The sequence below is a fragment of the Pseudomonas sp. NFR02 genome (assembly GCF_900119375.1).
Taxonomy (GTDB): Bacteria; Pseudomonadota; Gammaproteobacteria; order Pseudomonadales; family Pseudomonadaceae; genus Aquipseudomonas; species Aquipseudomonas paracarnis.
Genome location: NZ_FPJJ01000003.1, coordinates 675,788 through 698,174, shown reverse-complemented (window position 1 = coordinate 698,174; position 22,387 = coordinate 675,788). Strand labels below are relative to the sequence as shown.

21 protein-coding genes and 1 pseudogene are annotated in these 22,387 nt (G+C 61.9%); 8 read left to right on the top strand and 14 right to left on the bottom strand.

Annotated elements, in window-relative coordinates:
- Positions 1-60: 60 nt before the first annotated feature.
- Positions 61-1,203 (bottom strand): class C beta-lactamase, encoded by a 1,143-nt coding sequence (gene ampC, locus BT199_RS13400; RefSeq protein WP_014718658.1) that lies wholly within the window; start codon positions 1,201-1,203, stop codon positions 61-63.
- Between the two features lie 129 nt (positions 1,204-1,332).
- On the opposite strand from ampC, the gene BT199_RS13395 reads away from it, so the two are divergent.
- Positions 1,333-2,205: a LysR family transcriptional regulator gene (locus BT199_RS13395; RefSeq protein WP_072434666.1), complete on the top strand. Its 873-nt coding sequence runs from the start codon at positions 1,333-1,335 to the stop codon at positions 2,203-2,205.
- Positions 2,206-2,358: 153 nt separating this feature from the next.
- Here BT199_RS13395 and yghX read toward each other — a convergent pair.
- The 3 genes and pseudogenes from yghX to BT199_RS13380 form a co-directional block, all read right to left on the bottom strand.
- Positions 2,359-3,235, bottom strand: a pseudogene (gene yghX / locus BT199_RS13390) (YghX family hydrolase).
- A gap of 44 nt (positions 3,236-3,279) precedes the next feature.
- Positions 3,280-3,774, bottom strand: a complete 495-nt coding sequence (locus BT199_RS13385; RefSeq protein ID WP_003190847.1) for a PaaI family thioesterase — start codon at positions 3,772-3,774, stop codon at positions 3,280-3,282.
- Positions 3,775-3,824: 50 nt separating this feature from the next.
- Positions 3,825-4,715, bottom strand: a complete 891-nt coding sequence (locus BT199_RS13380) for a DMT family transporter (protein ID WP_003190848.1) — start codon at positions 4,713-4,715, stop codon at positions 3,825-3,827.
- 89 nt (positions 4,716-4,804) lie between these two features.
- On the opposite strand from BT199_RS13380, the gene BT199_RS13375 reads away from it, so the two are divergent.
- Positions 4,805-6,130 (top strand): aminotransferase-like domain-containing protein, encoded by a 1,326-nt coding sequence (locus tag BT199_RS13375; protein ID WP_072434665.1) that lies wholly within the window; start codon positions 4,805-4,807, stop codon positions 6,128-6,130.
- Between the two features lie 7 nt (positions 6,131-6,137).
- On the opposite strand, the gene BT199_RS13370 is transcribed toward BT199_RS13375, so the two are convergent.
- Positions 6,138-6,569, bottom strand: coding sequence for a nuclear transport factor 2 family protein (locus tag BT199_RS13370; protein ID WP_014718653.1), 432 nt, complete (start codon positions 6,567-6,569; stop codon positions 6,138-6,140).
- Positions 6,570-6,724: 155 nt separating this feature from the next.
- On the opposite strand from BT199_RS13370, the gene BT199_RS13365 reads away from it, so the two are divergent.
- A complete protein-coding gene (locus BT199_RS13365; RefSeq protein ID WP_014718652.1) occupies positions 6,725-6,958 on the top strand; it encodes a DUF6434 domain-containing protein in 234 nt (77 codons plus the stop codon).
- Between the two features lie 129 nt (positions 6,959-7,087).
- On the opposite strand, the gene BT199_RS13360 is transcribed toward BT199_RS13365, so the two are convergent.
- Positions 7,088-8,797 carry an amidase gene (locus BT199_RS13360; RefSeq protein WP_072434664.1) on the bottom strand — a complete coding sequence of 570 codons (1,710 nt, stop codon included), beginning with the start codon at positions 8,795-8,797 and terminating at the stop codon, positions 7,088-7,090.
- A gap of 192 nt (positions 8,798-8,989) precedes the next feature.
- On the opposite strand from BT199_RS13360, the gene BT199_RS13355 reads away from it, so the two are divergent.
- A complete protein-coding gene (locus BT199_RS13355; RefSeq protein WP_056784659.1) occupies positions 8,990-9,304 on the top strand; it encodes a DUF2834 domain-containing protein in 315 nt (104 codons plus the stop codon).
- A gap of 50 nt (positions 9,305-9,354) precedes the next feature.
- On the opposite strand, the gene BT199_RS13350 is transcribed toward BT199_RS13355, so the two are convergent.
- The 3 genes from BT199_RS13350 to BT199_RS13340 are packed head-to-tail and all read right to left on the bottom strand — an operon-like array spanning position 9,355 to position 12,290.
- Positions 9,355-10,278, bottom strand: a complete 924-nt coding sequence (locus tag BT199_RS13350; RefSeq protein WP_057975762.1) for a sugar ABC transporter substrate-binding protein — start codon at positions 10,276-10,278, stop codon at positions 9,355-9,357.
- Between the two features lie 42 nt (positions 10,279-10,320).
- On the bottom strand, positions 10,321-11,445 hold the full coding sequence (locus BT199_RS13345) for a phytanoyl-CoA dioxygenase family protein (RefSeq protein WP_072434663.1): 1,125 nt from the start codon (positions 11,443-11,445) through the stop codon (positions 10,321-10,323).
- On the bottom strand, positions 11,445-12,290 hold the full coding sequence (locus tag BT199_RS13340; RefSeq protein ID WP_057975764.1) for an SDR family oxidoreductase: 846 nt from the start codon (positions 12,288-12,290) through the stop codon (positions 11,445-11,447). Before BT199_RS13340 ends, BT199_RS13345 begins: the two co-directional genes overlap by 1 nt.
- A 124-nt stretch (positions 12,291-12,414) precedes the next feature.
- On the opposite strand from BT199_RS13340, the gene BT199_RS13335 reads away from it, so the two are divergent.
- Both BT199_RS13335 and iolG read left to right on the top strand, forming a co-directional pair.
- Positions 12,415-13,440, top strand: a complete 1,026-nt coding sequence (locus BT199_RS13335; RefSeq protein WP_072434662.1) for a LacI family DNA-binding transcriptional regulator — start codon at positions 12,415-12,417, stop codon at positions 13,438-13,440.
- A gap of 43 nt (positions 13,441-13,483) precedes the next feature.
- Positions 13,484-14,488 (top strand): inositol 2-dehydrogenase, encoded by a 1,005-nt coding sequence (iolG, locus tag BT199_RS13330; protein ID WP_057975766.1) that lies wholly within the window; start codon positions 13,484-13,486, stop codon positions 14,486-14,488.
- A 183-nt stretch (positions 14,489-14,671) separates the two neighbouring features.
- Here iolG and BT199_RS13325 read toward each other — a convergent pair whose 3' ends face one another.
- Complete coding sequence (locus BT199_RS13325) at positions 14,672-15,883, bottom strand: MFS transporter (RefSeq protein WP_072434661.1); 1,212 nt, start codon at positions 15,881-15,883, stop codon at positions 14,672-14,674.
- A 102-nt stretch (positions 15,884-15,985) separates the two neighbouring features.
- On the opposite strand from BT199_RS13325, the gene BT199_RS13320 reads away from it, so the two are divergent.
- Complete coding sequence (locus BT199_RS13320; protein ID WP_014718649.1) at positions 15,986-16,807, top strand: AraC family transcriptional regulator; 822 nt, start codon at positions 15,986-15,988, stop codon at positions 16,805-16,807.
- Here the strand turns inward: BT199_RS13320 and BT199_RS13315 are convergent.
- Positions 16,800-17,990 carry an MFS transporter gene (locus BT199_RS13315; RefSeq protein ID WP_072434660.1) on the bottom strand — a complete coding sequence of 397 codons (1,191 nt, stop codon included), beginning with the start codon at positions 17,988-17,990 and terminating at the stop codon, positions 16,800-16,802. The genes BT199_RS13320 and BT199_RS13315 overlap by 8 nt on opposite strands.
- Positions 17,987-19,009 carry an alpha/beta hydrolase gene (locus BT199_RS13310; RefSeq protein WP_072434659.1) on the bottom strand — a complete coding sequence of 341 codons (1,023 nt, stop codon included), beginning with the start codon at positions 19,007-19,009 and terminating at the stop codon, positions 17,987-17,989. The genes BT199_RS13315 and BT199_RS13310 overlap by 4 nt, the downstream gene beginning before the upstream one ends.
- A gap of 163 nt (positions 19,010-19,172) precedes the next feature.
- Between BT199_RS13310 and BT199_RS13305 the strand changes: the two genes are divergently transcribed.
- Positions 19,173-20,096: an AraC family transcriptional regulator gene (locus tag BT199_RS13305; RefSeq protein WP_020302595.1), complete on the top strand. Its 924-nt coding sequence runs from the start codon at positions 19,173-19,175 to the stop codon at positions 20,094-20,096.
- Here BT199_RS13305 and BT199_RS13300 read toward each other — a convergent pair.
- Positions 20,071-20,577 (bottom strand): GAF domain-containing protein, encoded by a 507-nt coding sequence (locus BT199_RS13300; protein ID WP_014718645.1) that lies wholly within the window; start codon positions 20,575-20,577, stop codon positions 20,071-20,073. The genes BT199_RS13305 and BT199_RS13300 overlap by 26 nt on opposite strands.
- 53 nt (positions 20,578-20,630) lie before the next feature.
- Positions 20,631-22,133: a glycine betaine/L-proline transporter ProP gene (gene proP, locus BT199_RS13295; RefSeq protein WP_014718644.1), complete on the bottom strand. Its 1,503-nt coding sequence runs from the start codon at positions 22,131-22,133 to the stop codon at positions 20,631-20,633.
- Positions 22,134-22,387 lie beyond the last annotated feature (254 nt).

Below are 22,387 nucleotides of genomic sequence, written 5' to 3'. Positions count from 1 at the left end.
ATCTTCAAACGTGCACCACCGACACTAAGGCAAGCCCCCGCCCATCGGGGTATACCGGCTTCAGTTATCCATTGCACTCAAGATCGCATAAGCCACTTTCACCCGTTCGGCATTCGGGTAGTTCTTGTTGGCGAGGATTACCACACCCATGTCCTTGCTGGGTACATACGCCACATAAGCGCCAAAGCCGCCGGTGGAGCCGGTTTTGTTGTAGAGCACGTTGGCGGGCTGCGGCTGGGCGGGTTTGAGCCAGTTAACCTTGTGCGGCTCCATCGCCATCGGTGTGGAGTTGCCGTCAAGCAACGCTTGCAGGGCGATGGGGTAGGGGTAGCGTTCCCAGCCCAGGCCCTGGGTCATGCCGTTGACGGTGTAGTAGCCGGCGTGAGTGGTGGCAAGGGCCTGCTGCACCGGTTGCTCCAGGGTTTGCGGGTGCATGTTCGCGATCACGTAGCGGGCCAGGTCCTGGCTGCTGCTCTTGAGGCCATAGGCTTCGAAGTCCAGGGCGCCAGGGTTGACGCGTACCGGTTTCTGCTGGCTGTCATAGCCCTGGGCGTATTGGCCGGCCTTGTCGGCGGGGACGCGAGTGTAGGTATTGGTCAAGCCCAGCTTGGGCAGCAGGGTTTTTTCCATGGCGACGGTGAACGGCTGGCCCAGGCTTTTTGCGGTCACGTAACCGAACAGGCCAATGCTGGGGTTGGAATACAGGCGTTGTTCCCCCGGTGCGTAAGTGGGTTTCCACTGCCGGAAATAATCCATCATGGTGGTTGCACTGTCGGCGGCATCCGGAAACTGCAGCGTCAGGCCGCCGGCGGTATAGGTGGCCAGTTGCAGCAGGCTGATGCGATCGAACGCGCTGCCAGCCAAAACGGGCAGATGTTGGCTGGTCATGTCCGACAGCTTGAGCTTGCCGATGGCCTGGGCATACCCGCCGAGGGTGGCGTTGAAGGTTTTGCTCACTGAGCCGATTTCGAACAGGGTGTTTTCAGTGACGGGTGCCTGGGTGTCTTTGGCGGCGACGCCGTAGTTAAAGTATTGCACTTTGCCGTGCTGGACGACCGCGACCGTCAGGCCCGGGATGCCTTGCTGTTTCATCAGAGGGGTGACGTGGCTGTCCACGACCTGGCGCATGTCGGTGGCGGCCATGCAGCTGCCGGCGCCCAGCAACAGGGCTGAAACCGCATATTTTTTCAGGGTGTGTTTCATGGTTCGCTTCCATGTAAATAAGGCAGTGGCGATGGTGGCCTGCGCAGGCGTGGCAAATGTAGGTGGATTTCCCGACGTGGGCAAACGATGATATCTCGCACCAGCCATTAGAAAAATTTGGGTCATGTCATGCTGCGTTCCCACCTGCCGCTCAATGCCTTGCGCGCCTTCGAAGCGTCGGCGCGCCATTTGAGCTTTACCCGTGCGGCCATTGAGCTGTGCGTGACCCAAGCGGCAGTCAGTCATCAGGTCAAAAGTCTCGAAGCGCAACTCAACGTCACGCTGTTCAAGCGCCTGCCTCGGGGCTTGATGCTCACCAGCGAAGGCGAATCCCTGCTGCCCGTGCTGCGTGACGCCTTCGACCGTATCGCCCTGACCTTGGATCAGTTTGAAGGCGGCCATTACCGGGAAGTCCTGACGGTGGGGGCGGTCGGTACCTTTGCGGTGGGCTGGTTGTTGCCACGCCTGGCGGATTTTCATAGCCGCTACCCGTTGATCGACTTACGCTTGTCCACCCACAACAACCGCGTGGATGTCGCCGCCGAGGGCCTGGATTATGCCATCCGCTTTGGCGCCGGCGCGTGGCACGGCACCGATGCGTGCCCTTTGCTTGAGGCACCGTTGACGGTGTTGTGCGTGCCGCAGATTGCCGAACAACTGCGCAGCCCGGCTGACGTGTTGAAGCATACCTTGCTGCGTTCCTACCGTGCCGATGAGTGGAGCCTGTGGTTCCAGGCCGCCGGTTTGCCCAGCGATACCCGGGTGCCGCGCAGCGTGGTGTTCGACTCCTCGCTGGCAATGATGGAGGCCGCGCTGCAAGGTGCCGGCGTGGCACTGGCGCCAGCTCGTATGTTTTCGCGGCAATTGGAGAACGATGTGATCCGCCAGCCGTTCGAGATGGGGATCACCACCGGCAGCTATTGGTTGACGCGCTTGCAGTCGCGGGCTGAGACACCCGCGATGGTGGCGTTCAAAGGGTGGTTACAGGCGAGTGTTGCCTGAGCTGACGCCGATCAGTCTAGCGAACGCAATGCCCAAAGCAATGCAGATCAAAGGTGGCAGCTGGCTTGCCTGCGAAAGCGGTTGTGCAGTCACAGGTGCAGCGACTGACACACTGCCTTCGCGGGCAAGCCCGCTCCCACCGTCAGCGCTTGGCTAGGCGAGGTATTGGCGGAACCATCCCAGGGTGCGTTCCCAGGCAAGGTTCGCCGCTGCTTCGTCATAGCGCGGTGTCGAATCATTATGGAAGCCGTGATTGGCGCCCTTGTAGATAAACGCCTCATACCTCATCCCCGCGGCCTTCAATGCCTGTTCATACGCCGGCCAGCCTTCATTGATGCGCGTATCCAGTTCACCGAAATGCAACAGGATCGGCGCCTTGATGCGCGGCACGTCCTTGGCGTCGGGTTGGCGCCCGTAGAAAGACACTGCCGCGCCCAGTTCCGGGTAGGCCACCGCCGCTGCATTGGTCACGCCACCGCCATAACAGAACCCGGTGATGCCGACTTTGCCCGTGCTGCTGTCGTGGTGCATCAGCCATTCGATGGCGGCGAAGAAGTCGTTCATCAGTTTGGTCGGGTCGACGGTCTGTTGCAGTGCCACGCCTTTTTCATCATTGCCAGGGTAGCCGCCCACCGAGGTCAGGCCGTCCGGGGCCAAGGCGATAAAGCCGGCCTTGGCCAGGCGTCGGGCGACGTCTTCGATATAAGGGTTCAGGCCCCGGTTTTCATGCACCACCACCACGGCTGGCAGTTTGCCTGCGGCCTTGGCTGGGCGTACCAGATAGCCGCGCACGGTGCCGTTGCCTTTGGGCGAGGGGTAGGTGATGTAGTCGGCGACGATATCCGGGTCGGTGAATTGCACCTGTTCGGCCAGGGCTCAGGGCCGCGAGCAATGCCGAAGCGGTGAGGCCACCGAGGGTGAACAGCGCGGCGCGGTCGAGAAATTCGCGGCGGTTGATCTTGCCGTGGGCATAGCCGTCGTAGAGTTCCAGCAGTTCGGGAGCAAAGTTTTTCGCGGTCAGACGAGTCATCGGTGCAGTCCTCGATTAGCGGTTGCCGTCACTGTAGACCAGGATCAAACCTCGCGGCCATGGGCTGCGGCGGCCAGTTGCCCGGTGTCGACGCGCACGAACACCGAGTCGCCGACGGCGGTGAGCACGCTGCCTGCATACACTTCGCAGACCACACGGCTTTTGCGGCCGATTTCGCCTTCGACCCGAGCCCGCAGGACCAGGGGCACCCCCATGGGCGTGGGTTTGATGAATTTGATCCCCAGATTACCGGTGACGCAGTCGATGCGCGGCAGGCTGCCGGGTTCACGCTGTTCGGCGCGGTAGTGGTAGGCCATGGCGGTCCAGTTGGAATGGCAGTCCACCAGCATGGCGATCAGCCCACCGTAGACCAGATCCGGCCAGCCGCTGTATTTGGCCTCGGGTTGGTGCTCGGCAATGACGTGCACGCCATCGTCATCCCAGCGGCTCTTGATGTGCAGGCCATGGGGGTTGCTGCTGCCGCAGCCGTAACAGATGCCGTCCGGCGCCGTGGTGTCCTGGAGAGAAGCGCTGTGCATGCAGAGTCCTTGTTGTTGTTTGGCGACGCTTCTATTTAGCAGGCCAGGGGTTAGCGAGCAAACTTCTTCGCCCCGGCCACGCAGCCGATCACCGCCACCGTCACCAGCACCATGCCCAGGCTGACCTGTTCATGCAGCAAACCCGCTGCCAGCGCCAGGCCGAAGAACGGTTGCAGCAACTGCAACTGGCCGACCGCGGCAATCCCGCCTTGGGCCAGGCCGCGGTACCAGAATACAAAGCCGATCAACATGCTGAACAACGCCACATAGCCCAGGCTCAGCCATGCCGGCAAGCTGATGCCGCTGAGGGTGGACGGCGCCAACAACAGGCTCAAGGGCGCCACCACCGGCAGCGACACCACCAGCGCCCAGCAGATCACCTGCCAGCCGCCCAGGTTGCGCGACAGCTTGGCGCCTTCGGCATACCCCAGGCCGCATGCCAGCACGGCCAACAGCATCAACACATCGCCCGCGGGTGCGGCGCTCAAGCCTTGAGCAATGGCATATCCCATCACCAACAGGCTGCCCAGGACCGAAAACAACCAGAACACCGGCCTCGGCCGTTCACCGCCGCGCAGCACACCGAACACCGCCGTAGCCAGTGGCAGCAGGCCGATAAAGACGATGGAGTGGGCCGAGGTCACGTACTGCAGGGCCAGGGCCGTCAGCAGTGGAAAGCCGATCACCACGCCAAGCGCGACGATAACCAGCGGTGCCCATTGCTGGCGTGTGGGGCGTTTTTCCTTGAACACCCCCAATAGGCACAACCCCAATAGTGCCGCGAGGGTGGCGCGGATCATGGTCAGGAACACCGGATCGAATTCCATCACCGCCAGGCGCGTGGCTGGCAGCGAGCCGCTGAAAATCACCACGCCGATAAAACCGTTGATCCAACCCTGGGTGCTGCTGTCCAGAGTGCCGAGAGGAGAAGTGCGTTCCATGGGGGACCTGTCCGAAAATGGCAGTTGCATGCTGGGCATCCTAGGATTGAAGATTAAGACAATCAAAAAATTGTCATGGATACATCCCTATGCCCCGTGCTCGCTACAAGACGCTGGTCGATACCTTCGCCGAGGCCATCCGCAGCGGCCAATTGCAGCCCGGCACGCGGTTACCTACCCATCGGCGATTGGCCGCCGAGCATGGCCTGGCACTGGTCACCGCCAGCCGGGTGTACAGCGAGCTGGAAGCCATGGGCCTGGTCAGCGGCGAAACCGGGCGCGGCACCTTCGTGCGTGAGATTGCCTTGCCACCGGGGCAGGGCAGCGGGCAGATGACGGTTGCGGCGGGTTTGCTGGACCTGAATTTCAACTATCCGTCTTTGCCGGGCCAGGCCGAGCTGTTGCGCACGGCGTTGCGCCAGCTCGCCCTGTCTGGCGATCTGGAGGCGCTGCTGCGCTACCAGCCCCATGCCGGGCGTGTGCACGAGCGCGCCGCCGTGGCCCGGCACTTGTTGAACCGAGGGTTGGCGGTGCAAGCCGAGCAGGTGCTTGTCGTCAGCGGCGCCCAGCATGGCCTGGCGGTGAGCATGATGACCTTGCTCAAGCCTGGGGATGTGGTGGCGGTGGATGCATTGACCTATTCGGGGTTCAAGGTACTGGCCGAAACCCTGCACCTGGAACTGGTCGCCATCCCAGTCACCGCCAGCGGCCCGGACCTGGACCACCTGCACAGCTTGTGTCGCCAGCGCCCGGTGCGAGCGGTGTACAGCATGCCGACCCTGCATAACCCGCTGGGCTGGGTGATGAGCCTGGCGCAGCGCGAGCGTTTGGTGGCAATCGCCCGGCAGCACGACCTGATGATCATCGAGGATGGCGCCTATGCGTTTCTCGCCGAAGAAGCACCGCCACCTTTGGCAACTCTTGCACCGGAGCGCACGGTGTACATCGGCGGGTTGTCCAAGAGTGTCGCCACCGGTTTGCGTGTGGGCTTTATCGCTGCGCCTATGGCGTGGGTAAGCGGGTTGGAACGCACGATCATGGCCACTACCTGGAACGTGCCGGGGGTGATGAGCGCGATTGCGGTGGGCTGGCTCGAGGACGGCACGGTGGCGCAACTGGAGGCGCAAAAGCGTGCGGATGCCCAGGCTCGTCAAGCGTTGGCAGCACAGGTGCTGAGGGGCGTGAAGACCATCAGCCACCCGTCATCCTACTTTCTGTGGCTACCGTTGGCGGAAGACGCCCGCGCCGATCAGGTCGCCATGACCTTGCAGCGGGCGGGCATCTCGGTTTCAACCGCCGAACCGTTCGCGGTCTCGGCCCAGGTGCCCCACGCACTGCGCCTGGCCCTGGGTTCGGTGCCGATGGCGGCGTTGCGTGAGGCGCTGGTGAAGGTGCGCAAGGTGGTGGCGTGGTGAGCGATCTTCAGTACTTGTAAGCCTGGCGACCAATCAGCAGCCATTTGCCATGCTGTTTTTGCCAGACCTGGAAGTTATCGATATCGGTTGGTGTGTCCACACCGCTGTTCACTGCCAGGGCGTGGAAGTGGTTGCGCACCAGGGCGGTATCGCCATTGAGGGTGATGGTCTGGTTTTGCATCTCCAGGGTTTTGAATGCGCTGGTATGGGTTTCTAGGTCGGCAATGAATTGCGCCTTGTTCTGCACCTTGCCGCTGGAGTGGCCGTAGGTGAGCTTGTCGGACGTCAGTGCATGAAGCTGCTTGAGGTCCAGGTGCAGCATGGCTTGGGTCAATTGATCGACTGCCTGGGCTACATCCTTCTCGGCTGCGCCGGGCGCGGCGGCGACGTAGCCGCAGAACAGGCACAGAAATCCGATCAGCACTTTGAAGTTGGGCATGGGGGGGGTTCCTTATTGTTGTTGGGAAATACGACGAGGTATGTCGTCGTACAACCATGCAATATTCTCAAGGGGAAAGGAAAGTGAAATTTGCAGGAGCTTGAGGTGAGGAGGCGCTAGAGTATTCATCACCATCCGCGCAGCCGAGGTACATCATGGATTTTGACTGGCACAGCGACGTCATCACCCGTGCTACACCCGTCACCCCTAGCTACAAAAACACCCAGAACGTGCGCCGCTTTATGCTTGAGCAGTGCGGCCCGGCGTTCAAGTTCAACCGTCCATTCATGGCGTGGATTCGTAATGGCGCACCCAAGACCTTGGGGGAAGTGGTGGAGGAGTGGCAGCGTCGCAACGAGGTTCTTCGGTCGTCGCACCACGGTGTTTGAACTGAAATATGAACAAAAAGTGTGGGAGCGGGCTTGCTCGCGAATGCGCCGTGTCAGTCACCTGATTTGTTGACTGACACACTTCATTCGCGAGCAAGCCCGCTCCCACACTTTGAGTGAGGAGCCCAGCTAGATAGCCGCCAGCGGTGGCGTACGCGGCGGGATCATCCGTTTGCTGCCGGTGGCTTCGAACGCCGAGGCAAAGCGCAACAGCGCCGAATCGTCATAGGCACGCCCGGCGAAGGTCAGCCCCACCGGCATGCCAATGTCCGCCATCACGCCCATCGGCACGGTGACGGTGGGTACGCCCAGGTGGCGGATGGCGAGGTTGCCGTTGGCGACCCATACGCCGTTGCTCCAGGCGATATCGGCAGACGCTTCGTTCACATCGGCATCGGCCGGTCCTACGTCGGCCACGGTGGGGAACAGCACGGCGTCAAGCCCCAGGGTGTCCATCCAGTCTTCCAGGTCCAGGCGCCGGGTGTGCTCCAGGCCGCGCAGGCCATCGGGCACGGTGCTGATCTGGTCCCATGAGGTGATGCCGCGTTGGGCCATGCGCACGTATTCGTCCATGCCGGCGGCCAGGTCGTCTTCACGGTTGGGCAGGGTGCCGGGGTCGTGGGGGAAGATGTTCGGCCCGTCCACATCGGCCAGGCGGTTCAGGTGCGGGTCGCCGTTGGCGCGCAGGAAGTCATCGAAGGCCCAGGCTGACAGTTCCCACAGTTCGTCGTGGAGGAACTCTTTAGAGACCAGGCCACGGGTAAACACCGTCGGTGCGCCGGGGCGGTCGCCTTCGCAGTTGGACACCAGCGGGAAATCCACTTCGATCACTTCGGCACCCGCCGCTTCCAATGCCTGGCGCGCGGCTTGCCACAGTTCAATCACCGTGGCGCGGGTGTGGATTTTTTGCCCGGTCGGGCCGCCGATACCGGGTTTTTCGCTGGTGCCAGCCTCCGGGTCGGCGTTGATGTACATGCGCGGCACGCCAAAGCGCTTGCCGGCCAGGCTTTCGCTGTTGACTGCCAGCGCCGCGTAGGACTCCGGGCGCACCGAGGTGACGCTGGGGATTGGCACCCAGGGTTGCAGGCGCCACAGGTCGCCTCGTGTGTCCGGGTCTTCGGCCACCACGACGTCGAGCACTTCCAGCAGGTCGGCCATGGTGCGAGCGTAGGGCACTACCACGTCCATGGTCGGGGTCAGCGGCCAGTTGCCGCGCACGGAAATCACCCCGCGTGAAGGCGTGTAGGCACACAGGCCATTGTTGGAGGCCGGGCCGCGACCGCTGGACCAGGTTTCTTCAGCCAGCCCGAACGCGGCAAAGCTGGCGGCGGTGGCGGTGCCGGCACCGTTGGAGGAACCCGACGCAAACGGCGCGGTGAGGTAGTCGGCGTTGTAGGGGCTTTCGGCGCGACCGTACACGCCACGCTGCATACCGCCATTGGCCATCGGCGGCATGTTGGTCTTGCCCAGGCAGATAGCGCCACCGGCACGCAGACGCTCAATGGTGAAGGCATCGCGCTGGGCCACCAGCTTGGCAAACGCCGGGCTGCCGGATGCAGCCGTCAACCCCTTGACCAGGTAACTGTCCTTGGCCGTGTAGGGGATACCATCCAGTGGCCCCAGGGTTTGCCCCTTGGCGCGGCGTGCATCAGACGCCTGGGCTTCTTTGAGCGCATCGGGGTTGCGTACCACCACGGCGTTCAGTGCAGTGGCCGTCTGCGGGCCATCGTAGGCATCTATCCGCGCCAGGTACGCCTGCACCAGTTCAACTGCCGTGGTCTGGCCGGCTTCAAGCGCAGCGCGCAATTGGGCAATGGAGACTTCAGTAACTTGCATCACGTTTTTTTCGCCGCCTTCAAGTGGGGGTATGGCGGCAGTCTACGTACAGATATTTCACAAAACCAGCGCGGCCTACTTCGCGTAGGCGGCGGGAACGACATCCCCGCGCAAGGCGTCAGCAACATTGCGAGTGGCCGCCCTTTATCGCTAAGGTGGCCGCGTTGATCAACGTTGCACTTCAAGGAAGAGACCATGCAAAAACCTTATATCGCCCTGGCGGCCTTGCTGGGATTCACCGTCTATACCGTGGCGACCATGCTCACGGCCGAGCAGTCACTGTTGGCATTTGGATGGGAACTGATGTCCAGACCCGATACGGCACAGGTGGTGATTGACCTGTATCTGATGGCGGTGCTGGCGTGTGTGTGGATGTACCGGGATGCGCGTGGGCGAGGGCGGTCGATGGCCTCAGTGCTGCCGTATTTTTTACTGACGGCAGTGTTTGTGTCGGTAGGGCCGCTGCTCTATATCGTGGTTAATGGGTTTTCCCGGCGAACGCTCAACTAAGCCTGTATGGCAAGGGCGCAAGCTCCCTTGCCATGGGTAGTGCGCGGCCTTCAGGGATTAAGGAACGCTTGGTAGTTGTCCTTGGTGATCTGCTGATAAGGAATCGTCAGCTCCGCCGTGTACGGCTGCTGCTTGACCATCTTCACCGCCAGGTCGATGGAACCCACTGCCTGGCCCTTGTTGTCCTGGTACACCGTGACCAACAACTGGCCTTTTTTCACCGCGTCCAATCCCGCTGCGCCGCCGTCACTGCCGGCCACCAGGATGTCCTTACCCGGCTGCATGCCTGCCTGGCTGATAGCCATGGCCGCGCCAATCGCCATTTCATCGGCATTCGCGGCCACGGCATCGATTTTGCGCCCTGATACGATCCAGTTGTTCATCAGGTCAATCGCCTTGCCACGCTGCCATTCGGCGCTTTGCTCCTCGACGATCTTGATGTCGGGGTAGTCCTTCAGCACGCTCTTCACCCCCAGCGTGCGGTTATGGGTGGCGTTGTTGGACAGCAGCCCGAGCATGATCGCCAGGTTGCCCTTGCCGCCCATTTTCTCGGCCAGGTAGCGCATCTGGATTTCGCCGGCCTTGATCTCGTCCGAACCGACATAGCCCACGCCCGCTGGTACCTCCTTGAACTCCGGGCGGCGGTTGACGTACACCAGCGGGATCTTGGCCTGCTGGGCATTGAGCGTCATCTTCTGGGTGGCCGCTGTGTCCACCGCGTTGACGATAATCGCGTCCATGCCCTGGGCGGTGAAGTTTTGCACCTGATTGAGTTGTCGCACCACATCGCCCTGGGCGTCTTCAAACTGCAGGGTGACATCGGGCAGTTCCCTGGCGTGGGCGGCCATGTAGTCGCGCATTTGTGCGAGGAATACGTCGTCCACCTGGGCGATGCTCACGCCGATGCGAATGTCGGCCAGCGCCCAAGGGCTGAACGCCAGGACTAACAGTGCCGCAAGGAGTTGCTTCTTCATGGTTTTGCTCCGTTGTTTTTGTTGTTGTCAAAGCAGGGCGGTTTACGCTTGGCGTTTGGCCCGTAGCTGCACCACGGCGGCGGCGAAGTCCGAGCACGGCCAGCGTTCGTCGAGGGCTTGCAGCATCAGCTGTTGCCCGGTTTGTGGGGCCAGGCCCCTCAAGGGTGGGTCGGTGTCGAGGTTGGTGGGGAAGGAGTACCCGTCTGCGGTACAGGCGACCACGGCGTGGGCATCCAGGTTGGGGTTGGCGAGCAGCACCGGGTACACCGCCAGCATCATGCGGTCGCGGTCGATGGCTTCCATCGGCTTGCCGAACGCCGAGGAGATTTGCAGCAGGTTAGCCATGCGCTGGCGATCGGCCGTGCGGTTGGTGCCGGCGGCATGGAACAGCGCCGGGTTGAAGAACAGCAAGTCGCCCTTGTTCAGCGGCAATTGCACCGCGTGTTGCTGGAAGTAGTCGATAAACTCCGTGCGACGCCACGCCAGGTACCCCAAGGCGTACTGCTGGGAAAAGGGCAGCAGTTGGGTGGGGCCGGTTTCCAGCGGCATATCCGAGTGTGCGATAGCACCTTGCAACGTCAAATGTTGGGACAGCGCATGCAGCGGCAGCGGAAAACGTTCGACCACATCGCTGGTCTGAAAACCCAGGTGATAGTCACGGTGCGGCTGCTGCGCCTGGCCACCTGGATGCACCACATTGACTTGCGCCGTGACTTGAAAGCCCGGCCCCAACCAGGCTTCGGCAATCAACCCCAGCAGAGGGTTGGCGTAGTACTCGGCAAAAGACTCGGGGGACTGTAAGGCCGCCTTCTGCAACGCGTTCCAGATCCTGCCATTGCTACCGGCCTTGGCAAAGTGATCGGCAGCCACGCCTTGGGCGGCTTCATGGGCAAAGATCGCGTCGAAGACCTGGCTGTGGCGGTCCACCACTTCCAGGTCTTCATAGGCTTGGCGCACCACCATTACGCCGGGCCCGTCACGGAACAGGTGATGCAGCTCGTTCATGACGACCAGGCGGTCGCTGTTGCGCAAGGTGTGGGCCTGATAGATCGGCACACTGCCTTGTACCTCAAGGCACAGCGGGTAGTCGCTGGCGTTGGTGCGCTGCGCACAGATCCGGCTGAAGTCGGCCAGGCGCACCGCGTCGCCGTTTACGAAAGCCGACATCACACACCTCCTGGAAGGCTCAGGGCCTGGTGAGGTTGCGGGGTGCTGCTGTCGGTGCAGCCGACCACGCCCTGTTCCAGGTCGATGACCGCGCCGCTCATCATTCCCGACTCGGCGGACAGCAAAAATGCCACGCTGCGCGCCACCTCTTCGGGCTTGAGCAGGCGCCCAAACGGTTGGGCGCGTTCGGCTTCGGCCAGCCAGCCGTCCTGGGCGCCGTGGTACTGGCGCTGGATCTGATCCTCGTGGGGCGTGTCCATCCAGCCGATGTTCAGGCCATTCACGCGGATGCGGTTGCGCAAGGCACTGAACGCTACGTTCTTGGTCAGGATCGCCAGCGCGCCCTTGGACGCCGCGTAGGCACTCAAGAACGATTGCCCACCATGGCCGGTAACGCTCTGGATATTGACGACCGCACCTGCGACACCGTTGCTGATCATCAGCTTCAACGCTTCCTGCATGAGGAAAAACGGCGCCCGTACATTGACCGCAAACAAGCGCTCGAACAGCTCCGGCGAGGTGTCGAGAATGGTGCCGCGGTCAGACATGCCGGCGCAGTTCACCAAGCCGTGCAAGGTACCGAAATGGACGCGCGCTGCTTCGATGATAGCGCGGCAGTCTTCGACCTTTTCCAGGTCGGCCTCGACAAAAAATGCCTGGCAATCCAACTGGGCCAGCTGGCGCACCTGCGCGTCGCCCTCGGTACGGCGACGCCCGCAAATGATCAGCCCGGCCGCACCACGGCGAGCCAGGGTATGGGCCACCGCCGCGCCGAGGCCCTGGGTGCTGCCGGTGACGACAAAGTATTGGCCGCTGAACGAGGTCGCAAGATCGGTGTGGGGCATTGGGGTTCTCCTGGAATTTTTGTTGTTTTGCTGGCCCGGCTCGACGCCGGGCAAAACTGAGACTAGCATTGCAAAACCTCAATAACGCCCAAAAAAGACCTCAAAAACACCTCAGGCGAAACCCATGCTCGAACGCGCAAAACACTTTTCCATCAAGCAACTCGCCACCCAGGCTGGCGTCAGCAAGGCCACGGTGGACCGCGTGTTGCACCAGCGCGGCAGCGTGCACGCCCAGACACGGCGGCGTATCGAGCAGGCATTGGAGGAGTTGGAATCCCAGGAAAAAAATGGCTTGGCCGTGGGGCGTACCTTCCATGTGGACGTGATCATGCACACGCCCCAGCGTTTCAGCGCGGCGGTGCAGGCGGCGATCGTTGGCCAATTGGCCAGCCTGGCACCGTTTCGCATCGCGCCACGTTTTCACCTGTTCGAGGAGATCGAGCCCCAGGCCATGCATGACCAACTGCTGCGCTGCCTCGACACGGGCAGCCAGGGCGTGGTGCTCAAGGCTGCGGATGAGCCGGCGGTGAACCTGGCCGTCAAGCAACTGATTGCGGCCAGTATTCCGGTGGTGACCTTGGTCACCGACCTGCCCCAAAGCGAGCGCATCGGCTATGTGGGCATGGACAATCGCACGGCCGGCCAGACAGCGGCCTACCTGATGTCGCGCTGGCTGCCGACCGAGGCGCAGGACGTGGCGGTGGTGATCGGCAGCGAATTGTTCCGCGGCGAAGAAGAGCGCGAGATGGGTTTTCGTACCTGGCTGCGTGGCCGCGCCGAGTACCTGCGAGTACTGGATATCAGCGGCGGCTACGGCGTGTATGAGCGCACCTTTGAGCGAGTGACCCAAGCCTTGCTCCAGCACCCCGGGCTGAAGGCGGTGTACAGCGTCGGCGGTGGCAACCGCGCAATTGTCGACGCGTTTGCCGCCCAGGACCGTCCATTGGAGGTGTTCATCGGCCACGACCTTGACGAAGAAAACCGCCAACTGCTGAGGGAAGAAAAAGTCGCGGCGATCATCGATCACAACCTGCAGATCGATGCCCGCCACGTATTCCTGCACATCCTGCACTACCACCGGCTCTGGAAGGCCGGGCCGATTGCGCCGTCACAGGTGCAGATCGTCACGCCGTTCAACCTGCCGGACTGAAGCGCTGAAATACCACGTCCAATAACAATCCAGGAGTTCGACCATGCTACGTATCGCCGTTCTAGGTGCCGGGCGCATCGCCAAGATCCACGCCGCCAACGTTGCCGCCCATCCCAATGCCACGCTGGCGCTGGTGGCCGATCCCTGGCGCGCAGGTGTCGATGCCTTGAGCACCCAGTTGGGGTGTGAAGCCGCGTATGACTGCGCCGCCGTGCTGAGCCGCGAGGACATCGATGCGGTGGTGATCGGCACGCCCACCGACACCCACATCGACCTGTTGCTGGCTGCGGTGGCCCAGGGCAAGGCGGTGCTCTGCGAAAAACCCATCGACCTGGACATCGCCAAGGCGCGCAGCGCGGCGCAAACCGTGGAGCGCCAGGGCGGCAAGGTAATGCTCGGTTTCAACCGGCGCTTCGACCCGGACATGCTGCGCCTGCGCCAGGCGCTGGACGCCGGCCAGATCGGCGTCGTGCGCCAGGTGATCATCACCAGTCGCGACCCTGGCCTGGCACCGCGTGACTATCTGGAACACTCTGGCGGGATCCTGCGCGACATGACCATCCATGACTTTGACACCGCTCGCCATTTGCTCGGCGAGGAACCGGTAGAAGTCAGCGCCTTCGCCAGTCGCCTGGTGGACCCGACCCTGGAGCAGATCGACGACTACGACAGCGTCATGGTTTTGCTACGCACCGCTTCGGGCAAACAATGCCATATCAACTGCTGCCGCCAGGCGGTGTATGGCTATGACCAGCGCGTAGAAGTTTCCGGCGCCAGCGGCGTGCTGCTGACCGACAATCACCGGCCCAGCACCGTGCGCCATTGGAGCGCTGAGCACACCGAAGCGCTGGAGCCGTTGCAGCATTTTTTCCTTGAGCGTTACGCGGATGCGTATCGCAATGAGCTGACGCAGTTCATCGATGCGTTGAACGAGGGGCGCGAGTTGCCCACCAGTATGCGCGATGGCCTGTATGCGTTGCATCTGGCTGATTGTGCGTTGGAGTCGGTGAAGACCGGGCGCAGTGTGAGGGTCGGTCATGACCTGTAGCACGGCTGGGGGGTAGCTTACGTGGCCAGCGATGCGCTGTGGGTGCGGGCTTGCTCGCGAAGGCGGTGTGACAGTCAAGAACCTCATAGGTTGTGCCACCGTCTTCGCGAGCAAGCCCGCTCCCACATTTGGGGGGCGTGGAGTCAGTCAGGTACCCGTTGGCTTGCAGTCCAGCCCAACCAATCAGACCCCCTTGGTAGAAGGCAGCAGTACCGTCAGGATACCCACCAGCGGCAGGAACGAGCACAGCTTGTACACGTATTCGATGCCGTGATGGTCAGCGAGCATCCCGAGCAGCGCCGCGCCGATCCCGCTGAAGCCGAACATCAGGCCGAAGAATATCCCGGCGATCATGCCCACATTGCCCGGCACCAGTTCCTGGGCAAACACCACGATGGCCGAGAACGCCGAGGCGATGATAAAGCCGATGACCACGCTGAGTACGGCGGTCCAGAACAGGTCGACGTAGGGCAGGGCCAGGGTGAACGGTGCGGCGCCGAGGATCGAAAACCAGATGACTTTCTTGCGGCCGATCTTGTCGCCGATCGGGCCACCGGCAAAGGTGCCCACGGCCACTGCGCCGAGAAACAGGAACAGGTACATCTGCGAGCTGGCTACCGACAGCTGGAATTTTTCGATCAGGTAGAACGTGAAGTAACTGGTCAGGCTGGTCATGTACCAGTATTTGGAGAACACCAGCACAGCCAATACCACCAGGGCGAAGGTCACGCGGCCTTTGGACAAACCGTGGGTGGCCTGGCCGCCTTGCTTGAGCTTGAACAGGTTGAGGTGGTGGCGGTACCAGCGGCTCAAGCCGTACAGCACCAGGATGGCGAACACCGCAAACAGGCCGAACCAGGCAATGTGGCTTTGGCCGTAGGGAATGATGATCGCCGCCGCCAGCAACGGGCCGAAAGCGCTGCCGGTGTTGCCGCCGACCTGGAAGGTCGATTGCGCCAGGCCGTAGCGCCCACCGGAAGCCAGGCGTGCGACGCGGGAGGTTTCCGGGTGGAAGGTCGATGAGCCCACACCTACCAGCGCTGCCGCGAGCAATATCGCTGGGAAGTTGCCGACAAAGGCCAGCATCAAGATGCCGATCAAGGTGCACACCATGCCCGCTGGTAATAACCAGGGTTTGGGGTGGCGGTCGGTGTGGTAGCCGATCCACGGTTGCAGCAGGGAGGCGGTCAACTGGAAGGTCAGGGTGATCAGGCCAACCTGGGTAAAGCTCAGGCCGTAGTTGGCCTTGAGCATCGGGTAGATCGACGGCAGTACCGCCTGGATCAAGTCATTGATCAGGTGCGCCAGGGCACAGGCGCCCAGGACGCGCATGACTAAGGGGCTTACTTGCGAGCTGGTCGAAGGTGCGGCGGGTGACGCTGTGACTGTGGACATGCGGGCATTCCGTACAAGGCAACTGACAGGCGTGGAGGCGGGCGGCGGTGATGTGAACCGCCACTCCATCTGGACTCGGCGTTTATGCTAGATTCGGCGCCAATGCCTGTCTCGCGCAATTCGGGCAGAAACCATCGCAAAAAGGGCGAAATGATCAAATCACTGGATAAATTTCTGCGAGAGATCGATGAGGGCGACTGGGCCGTCATCAGTTCGGCCACCGATTACCCCGAAAACTGGGTGATCCCCGAACACAGCCACAACAAGCACCAACTGCTGTACGCCATTGGCGGTGTGATGGTGGTGTACTCGGCCCTGAGGCAATGGACGGTGCCGCCCAATCGTGGCTTCTGGATGCCTTGCGGTCAAGTTCACTCACTGCGCTGCGTAGGTACGCTGAAGATGCGCAGCGTGTTCGTGCGCCCGGACAGCTTCCCCAACTTGCCGGCCGAGCCCAAGACGGTGACGGTCTCGCCGCTGCTGAGCGAACTGATCAAGGCCTCGGTGAGCTTGAAACCGCCGTATGCCGAGGACTCACGGGACGCGAGGATCATGCACCTGATTCTTGATGAACTGGCCATCCTGCCGGCTTTGCCGCTGTCTTTGCCGCAGCCTGCGGACCCGCGCCTGAGCCCGATCTGCCTGGCGTTGCAGGATGAACCGAGTGATGCCTCCACCGTCGCCGACTGGAGTGCGCGGTTGGGATTGGACCAGACCACCATCCAGCGCCTGTTCCGTAAGGAAACCGGCATGACCTTCGGCCAATGGCGCCAGCAGGCGCGGTTGCTGCTGGCGCTGGAGCGCATTGCGGTGGGGGAGAAGATCATCGATGTGGCGTTTGAGTTGGGCTACGAAAGCCCCAGCGCTTTTACCAGCATGTTCAAGAAACAGTTTGGCAAAACGCCGAGTCATTTTTTCAAATAGCGTCGCTCGCCATGCGCGCATGAGCAGGGCGCCGGGATGCCAGGTAAGCCAGCAGCGTGGCGACTACCAGCAAGGCGGCGCTCAACTCGAAGGTGGCCTGATAACCGCTCAAGTCGAATGCCACACCACCGACGGTGGCACCGGCGGCAATCGCCAACTGGATGATGGCGACCATCAACCCCCCGCCGGCCTCAGCGTCGTCGGGCAAGGTGCGCGCCAGCCATGTCCACCAGCCAACCGGTGCAGCTGTCGCTACCAGGCCCCAGCAGCCCAACAGCACGGTGGTGACAATCGCTGAACCGCCGAGCCCCACCAGTGCAAGGGCGATGCCCGCCATGATCAGCGGGATGGCAATCAGCGTCGGGTACAAATGACGCTTGAGCAAATGCTCAATCAACACCGTACCCGCCAGACCGGCCAGGCCGAGCACCAGCAGCATCAGCGACAGGGTGGACACCTCGACCCGGGTCACGCCTTCCAGGAACGGCCGCAGGTAAGTGAACAGCATGAACTGGCCCATGAAGAACAGGCTGACGGCGCACATGCCCACGGCCACCTTGGAGTTTTTCAGCAGGCGCAGTGCATTGCCGGTGTTCGCTGCGCCGCTGTGCTTGAGCGCAGGCAAGCTCAGCCACAGCCAGGCCAGCGCAATCACGGCCACCGGCACCACGCAAAAAAATGCGCCGCGCCAGCCAATCAGGCCGCCAAGAAAGCTGCCCAGCGGCGCCGCGATCACCGTCGCCAGGGCGTTGCCACCGTTGACGATGGCCAAGGCCCGTGGCACTTGGGCGGGCTCGACCAGGCGCATTGCCGTGGCCGCCGACAGCGACCAGAAACCGCCAATCGCCACCCCAATCAATGCGCGCCCGAACATGAACACCGCGTAATTCGGTGCGAACGCCACCACGCTGCCAGAGAGGATCATCAGCAGGGTCAGGGCCATCAGCAGGCGCTTGCGATCCATCCTCGCGGCAACCGCCGCGATCACCAGGCTGGTGAGCAAGGCAAACACCCCGGACACGGAAATGCCCTGGCCGGCCTGGCCTTCAGTGATGTGCAAGTCAGCGGCCAGCGGTGTGAGCAGGCTGACCGGCATGAACTCGGAGGCGACCAAGGCAAACGCCGCGAGCGACATCGCCAGCACCGCGCCCCAGCGTTGCGGTTGAGGGATAACGGAGCTCACTGCAAGTGGCTCTGGAAGAAGGTGGTGAGCGTGTCAAACGGGATCAGTTCGACGCGGTCGTACAGGTCTACATGGCCGGCGTTGGGGATGATCAGCAATTGCTTGGGCTCGGCGGCGCGTTGATAGGCGTCTTCACTGAATTCACGGGAGTGCGCGTTGGCCCCGGTAATCAGCAGCAGTGGGCGCGGCGAGATCGTCTCGATATCGTTGAAGGGGTAGAAGTTCATGAACTTGACGTTACTGGTCAGCGTCGGCCGGGTGGTGGTCTGCGATGAGGCGCCTGCCGGGGTGACTTCGCCGCGGGGGGTGCGGTAGAAGTCGTAGAACTCGTCGCCGACCGGGTCGCCCGTGAGGCTCTGCGGCGTGCCACCGGTGTAGAGGGTCTCGCCGCCCTGGAACTCTACATAGCGCTGGTTGGCGGCCTGGCGCAGGATCTGCTGGCGCTGTTGCAAGGTCATGCCGTGCTTGAGGCCATTGCGGTTGGCCGCGCCCATGTCGTACATGCTGACGGTGGCGATTGCCTTGAGACGCGAATCGATCTTCGCAGCACTGATCACAAAACTGCCGCTGCCACAAATGCCGATGGCACCGATGCGTTCCCGGTCGACCTGTGGGCGAGTGCCGAGAAAGTCCACGGCGGCGCTGAAGTCTTCCACGTAGAGGTCGGGCAACACCGCGTTGCGCGGCGTACCGGCGCTTTGGCCCCAGAACGACAGGTCCAGGGACAGGGTCACGAAACCCTGTTCAGCCATTTTGGTGGCGTAGAGGTTGGCGCTTTGCTCTTTGACGGCGCCCATCGGGTGGCCGACGACCAGGGCTGCGTGCTTTGAGCCTGGGGCCAGGTGTTTGGGCACAAACAGCGTGCCTGCCACCTGCATGCCGTATTGATTGTTGAAGGTGACAGGTTCGGCCGTCACTGTGTCGCTGCTGTAAAAGTTATCCGCACCGTTAGACATATCGGCTCCAAATGAAGAAAGAGAAGTCACCAGCAAACCCAGGGCGAGCAAGAGGCGTTTCATAGGGATGTTCCTTGTGAAGTGTCCGCACATTTTCCGGGTGACGGCAGGGCTTCTGTAGTGCATTTGAGTGGATTACTTGCCTGATCCTCTGAGTTTCAGCGCCAGATGACGACGCCCGTGACTTGCGCGGGTAAAGTGCAATGAAGCATTGAAAGGGTCTGTCATGACGTCCACTCCCACCCCCCTGAACGCGCTGATCCAGTCGATTGGTTCGCGCACCCCGTCGCCCGGCGACTACGCGATGCCGATCCCCGGCCTGGGCTTTTATCGGCGTGAGCAACCCGCTGCGCCGGTGGTGTGCATGGTTGAGCCGTGCATCGTGCTGGTGGCCCAGGGCGAGAAGCAGTTGTGGGTCGGCGGCGAGGGCTACCCCTACGACACGTCCCGGTTCCTGGTGACGTCGCTGGACATTCCGGCCAATTCCGAGGTGCTGGCCGCCAGCCCCGAGCAGCCGTGCCTGGGGCTGACGTTCAAGCTGGACCTGCGCATGCTCGCGGAGCTGATCGCCCAGGGTGGCTTGCCGCCGGTGCGTGAGCGCGCAGTCATGAAGGGCGTGGGGATCGGCACGGTCACCGACGGCATGCTGGCCGCATTCGCGCGCCTGGTGGCGTTGCTGGACGAACCCGAGGCTATCCCGGTACTCGCGCCATTGATCCAGCGCGAGATTCATTACCGGCTATTGAAAAGCGACCAGGCCGGCCGACTGCGCCAGATCTGTTCGGTGGACGGGCAGGGCTATCGGATTGCCAAGGCCATCGACTGGCTGAAGTTGAATTTCGACGGGGCCCTGCGTGTGGAAGAGCTGGCAGCGCGGGTGCAAATGAGCGCGGCGACCTTTCACCATCACTTCCGGCAACTGACCGCGATGAGCCCGCTGCAATACCAGAAATGGCTGCGTCTGAATGAAGCACGACGATTGATGTTGAACGAGCACCAGGATGTCTCCAGTGCCGCGTTCAAAGTCGGGTATGAGAGCCCGTCGCAATTCAGCCGTGAGTACAGCCGGCTGTTCGGGGTGCCGCCCAAGCGTGATATGGCAGCACTGCGGGGCCGGGCGGGTGTCAGTGATCCGCCGGGGTCAGATTAGCGTAGAAGATGCAGCCGATAAGCCGTGCGAACAGGCTCAGGGTTTCCGGCAGGTTCGGGTCGTCGAACAGCATGGCCCGTGAGTCCAGCGCACACAGCGCCCCGAACAGGCGGCCATCGGGCAGAAAGATCGGCGCACCGGCGTAGCTTTCGATGGCGTATTGCTTGACCACCGGGCGTGACGCGAAACGGCCGTTCTGGCTGATCTGGGGGACGAACAGGGTGTGTGGGTTGATGCAGAACTCACTGCACAGGGTGGTTTCCAGGTCGAGTACGTCGTCGACGTTGATGCCCATTTGTAGCGGGTCGTAGGCCGAACACACCACCCATTCCTGGTCGGTGAACTTGGCGATGCCGGCGAATCTCATCCCGGTCAGACGAGTGACCAGCTTGAGGATATTGGTGGTTGCTTCAATTTCGGCAATGGCGGCGCGCTCGTCTGCGCTGAGTAACCTATGTGCGGCGGTGACGCTTGAAACCATGCTGAACGCTCCAATGGCGTGGTCGCAGGCCGCGACCACGCACAGTCAGGTTATTAGTTGATGCGCGGGTGTTGCTGTACCAGGTTTTCCCGCTTGGTTTGCAGCGCGGCAATCTCGGCATCGATGTCTTCGATTTTCTGCTCGATATTGTCGTGATGCTCCTGCAGCAGCTCCTTGGCTTCTTCCATGTCGGAAGCCGCCGGGGCCGCGCCACGCAGGGGCTTGTTGGCGGTTTCCTTCATGGTCAGGCCCGTGATCAGGCCAACCACCGCAAACACCATCAGGTAATAGGCGGGCATGTACAGGTCGTTGGTGCTCTCCACCAGCCAGGCCACGGCGGTCGGCGTAACACCGGCGATCAGTACCGAGACGTTGAAGGCGCTAGCCAGGGCGCTGTAGCGCAGGTGGGTGGGGAACATTGCCGGCAAGGTCGACGCCATCACACCGATAAAGAAGTTCAGCACCACCGCCAGAATCAACAGACCGCCGAAAATCAGGCCGGTCTTGCCGCTGGTGATCAGCATGAAGGCCGGAATCGACAGGAACAGCAGGCCGATGCTGCCGGCGATGATGAACGGCTTGCGGCCGATCTTGTCGCTGACAAAACCAATGAACGGCTGCACGAACAACATGCCGACCATGATCGCAATGATGATCAGCACGCCGCTGTTTTCGGCATAGTGCAGGTTGTGGGACAGGTAGCTCGGCATGTAGGTGAGCAGCATGTAGTAGGTCACGTTGGTGGCCGCGACGATACCAATGCAGGTCAGCAGGCTGCGCCAGTGCTTGGTGGCGATTTCCTTGAACGAGACTTTGGGGCCGTGGCTCAGGCCTTCGCGGTCACCCTGTTCGAGTTTGTCGACATGCTGTTGAAACGCCGGGGTCTCTTCCAGCGCGTGGCGCAGGTACAGGCCGATGATGCCCAGGGGCAGGGCGAGGAAGAACGGCAAGCGCCAGCCCCAGGCCTCGAATTCTGCTTCACCGAGCACGGTGGAGATCAACACCACCACACCCGCGCCGAGCACGAAACCGGCGATGGAGCCGAAGTCCAGCCAACTGCCAAGGAAGCCGCGCTTGCGGTCCGGGGCGTATTCGGCCACGAAAATCGACGCGCCGGTGTACTCGCCGCCCACCGAGAAACCCTGGGCCATTTTGCACAGCAGCAACAGGATCGGGGCCCAGATGCCAATGGAGGCATAGCCGGGGATCAAGCCGATGGCAAAGGTGCTCAAGGACATGATCACGATGGTGGCGGCCAGGACTTTTTGCCGCCCGTACTTATCGCCCAGTGCGCCGAAGAACAGGCCGCCCAACGGGCGAATCAGGAAAGGTACTGAGAAGGTGGCCAGCGCTGCGATCATCTGCACGCTGGGGGAAGCGTCAGGGAAGAACACCTTGCCCAGCACATAGGCGACAAAGCCATAGACGCCAAAGTCGAACCATTCCATGGCATTGCCAAGTGCGGCGGCGGTGATCGCCTTGCGCATCTTGTTGTCGTCGACAATGGTGATGTCTTTCAATCCGATGGGTTTGACGCGTTTTTTACGTAGTTTCATGCGGGCCACTCAAAAGCTGAACAGGGGAGGTGCCATCGCTACGATGGCACCGCTCTGTCAGTTCAGATACAAGTGGACACGAAATAATTCACCGCTTTGTGTATTTTTTCTCACGGGGGTAAAAATGCCGGGTTCTGGAGGCCGAAGCATGGCTATTGGCAAAACAGATCAAATGTGGGAGCTGGCTTGCCTGCGAAAGCGGTGGTTCAGTCAAAGATTCAGTGACTGACACACCGCCTTCGCGAGCAAGCCCG

What these genes read in the sequence shown, in the direction of transcription:
- iolG (WP_057975766.1), top strand. Translation starts at nt 13,484, where the DNA reads ATGCTACGTATCGCCGTTCTAGGTGCCGGGCGCATCGCCAAGATCCAC.
- BT199_RS13310 (WP_072434659.1), bottom strand. Translation starts at nt 19,009, where the DNA reads ATGAAACGCCTCTTGCTCGCCCTGGGTTTGCTGGTGACTTCTCTTTCT.
- BT199_RS13305 (WP_020302595.1), top strand. Translation starts at nt 19,173, where the DNA reads ATGACGTCCACTCCCACCCCCCTGAACGCGCTGATCCAGTCGATTGGT.
- BT199_RS13325 (WP_072434661.1), bottom strand. Translation starts at nt 15,883, where the DNA reads ATGTCCACAGTCACAGCGTCACCCGCCGCACCTTCGACCAGCTCGCAA.
- BT199_RS13370 (WP_014718653.1), bottom strand. Translation starts at nt 6,569, where the DNA reads ATGCCCAACTTCAAAGTGCTGATCGGATTTCTGTGCCTGTTCTGCGGC.
- BT199_RS13335 (WP_072434662.1), top strand. Translation starts at nt 12,415, where the DNA reads ATGCTCGAACGCGCAAAACACTTTTCCATCAAGCAACTCGCCACCCAG.
- BT199_RS13350 (WP_057975762.1), bottom strand. Translation starts at nt 10,278, where the DNA reads ATGAAGAAGCAACTCCTTGCGGCACTGTTAGTCCTGGCGTTCAGCCCT.
- BT199_RS13355 (WP_056784659.1), top strand. Translation starts at nt 8,990, where the DNA reads ATGCAAAAACCTTATATCGCCCTGGCGGCCTTGCTGGGATTCACCGTC.
- ampC (WP_014718658.1), bottom strand. Translation starts at nt 1,203, where the DNA reads ATGAAACACACCCTGAAAAAATATGCGGTTTCAGCCCTGTTGCTGGGC.
- BT199_RS13375 (WP_072434665.1), top strand. Translation starts at nt 4,805, where the DNA reads ATGCCCCGTGCTCGCTACAAGACGCTGGTCGATACCTTCGCCGAGGCC.
- BT199_RS13300 (WP_014718645.1), bottom strand. Translation starts at nt 20,577, where the DNA reads ATGGTTTCAAGCGTCACCGCCGCACATAGGTTACTCAGCGCAGACGAG.
- BT199_RS13340 (WP_057975764.1), bottom strand. Translation starts at nt 12,290, where the DNA reads ATGCCCCACACCGATCTTGCGACCTCGTTCAGCGGCCAATACTTTGTC.
- BT199_RS13365 (WP_014718652.1), top strand. Translation starts at nt 6,725, where the DNA reads ATGGATTTTGACTGGCACAGCGACGTCATCACCCGTGCTACACCCGTC.
- BT199_RS13320 (WP_014718649.1), top strand. Translation starts at nt 15,986, where the DNA reads ATGCCTGTCTCGCGCAATTCGGGCAGAAACCATCGCAAAAAGGGCGAA.
- BT199_RS13395 (WP_072434666.1), top strand. Translation starts at nt 1,333, where the DNA reads ATGCTGCGTTCCCACCTGCCGCTCAATGCCTTGCGCGCCTTCGAAGCG.
- BT199_RS13345 (WP_072434663.1), bottom strand. Translation starts at nt 11,445, where the DNA reads ATGTCGGCTTTCGTAAACGGCGACGCGGTGCGCCTGGCCGACTTCAGC.
- BT199_RS13380 (WP_003190848.1), bottom strand. Translation starts at nt 4,715, where the DNA reads ATGGAACGCACTTCTCCTCTCGGCACTCTGGACAGCAGCACCCAGGGT.
- proP (WP_014718644.1), bottom strand. Translation starts at nt 22,133, where the DNA reads ATGAAACTACGTAAAAAACGCGTCAAACCCATCGGATTGAAAGACATC.
- BT199_RS13385 (WP_003190847.1), bottom strand. Translation starts at nt 3,774, where the DNA reads ATGCACAGCGCTTCTCTCCAGGACACCACGGCGCCGGACGGCATCTGT.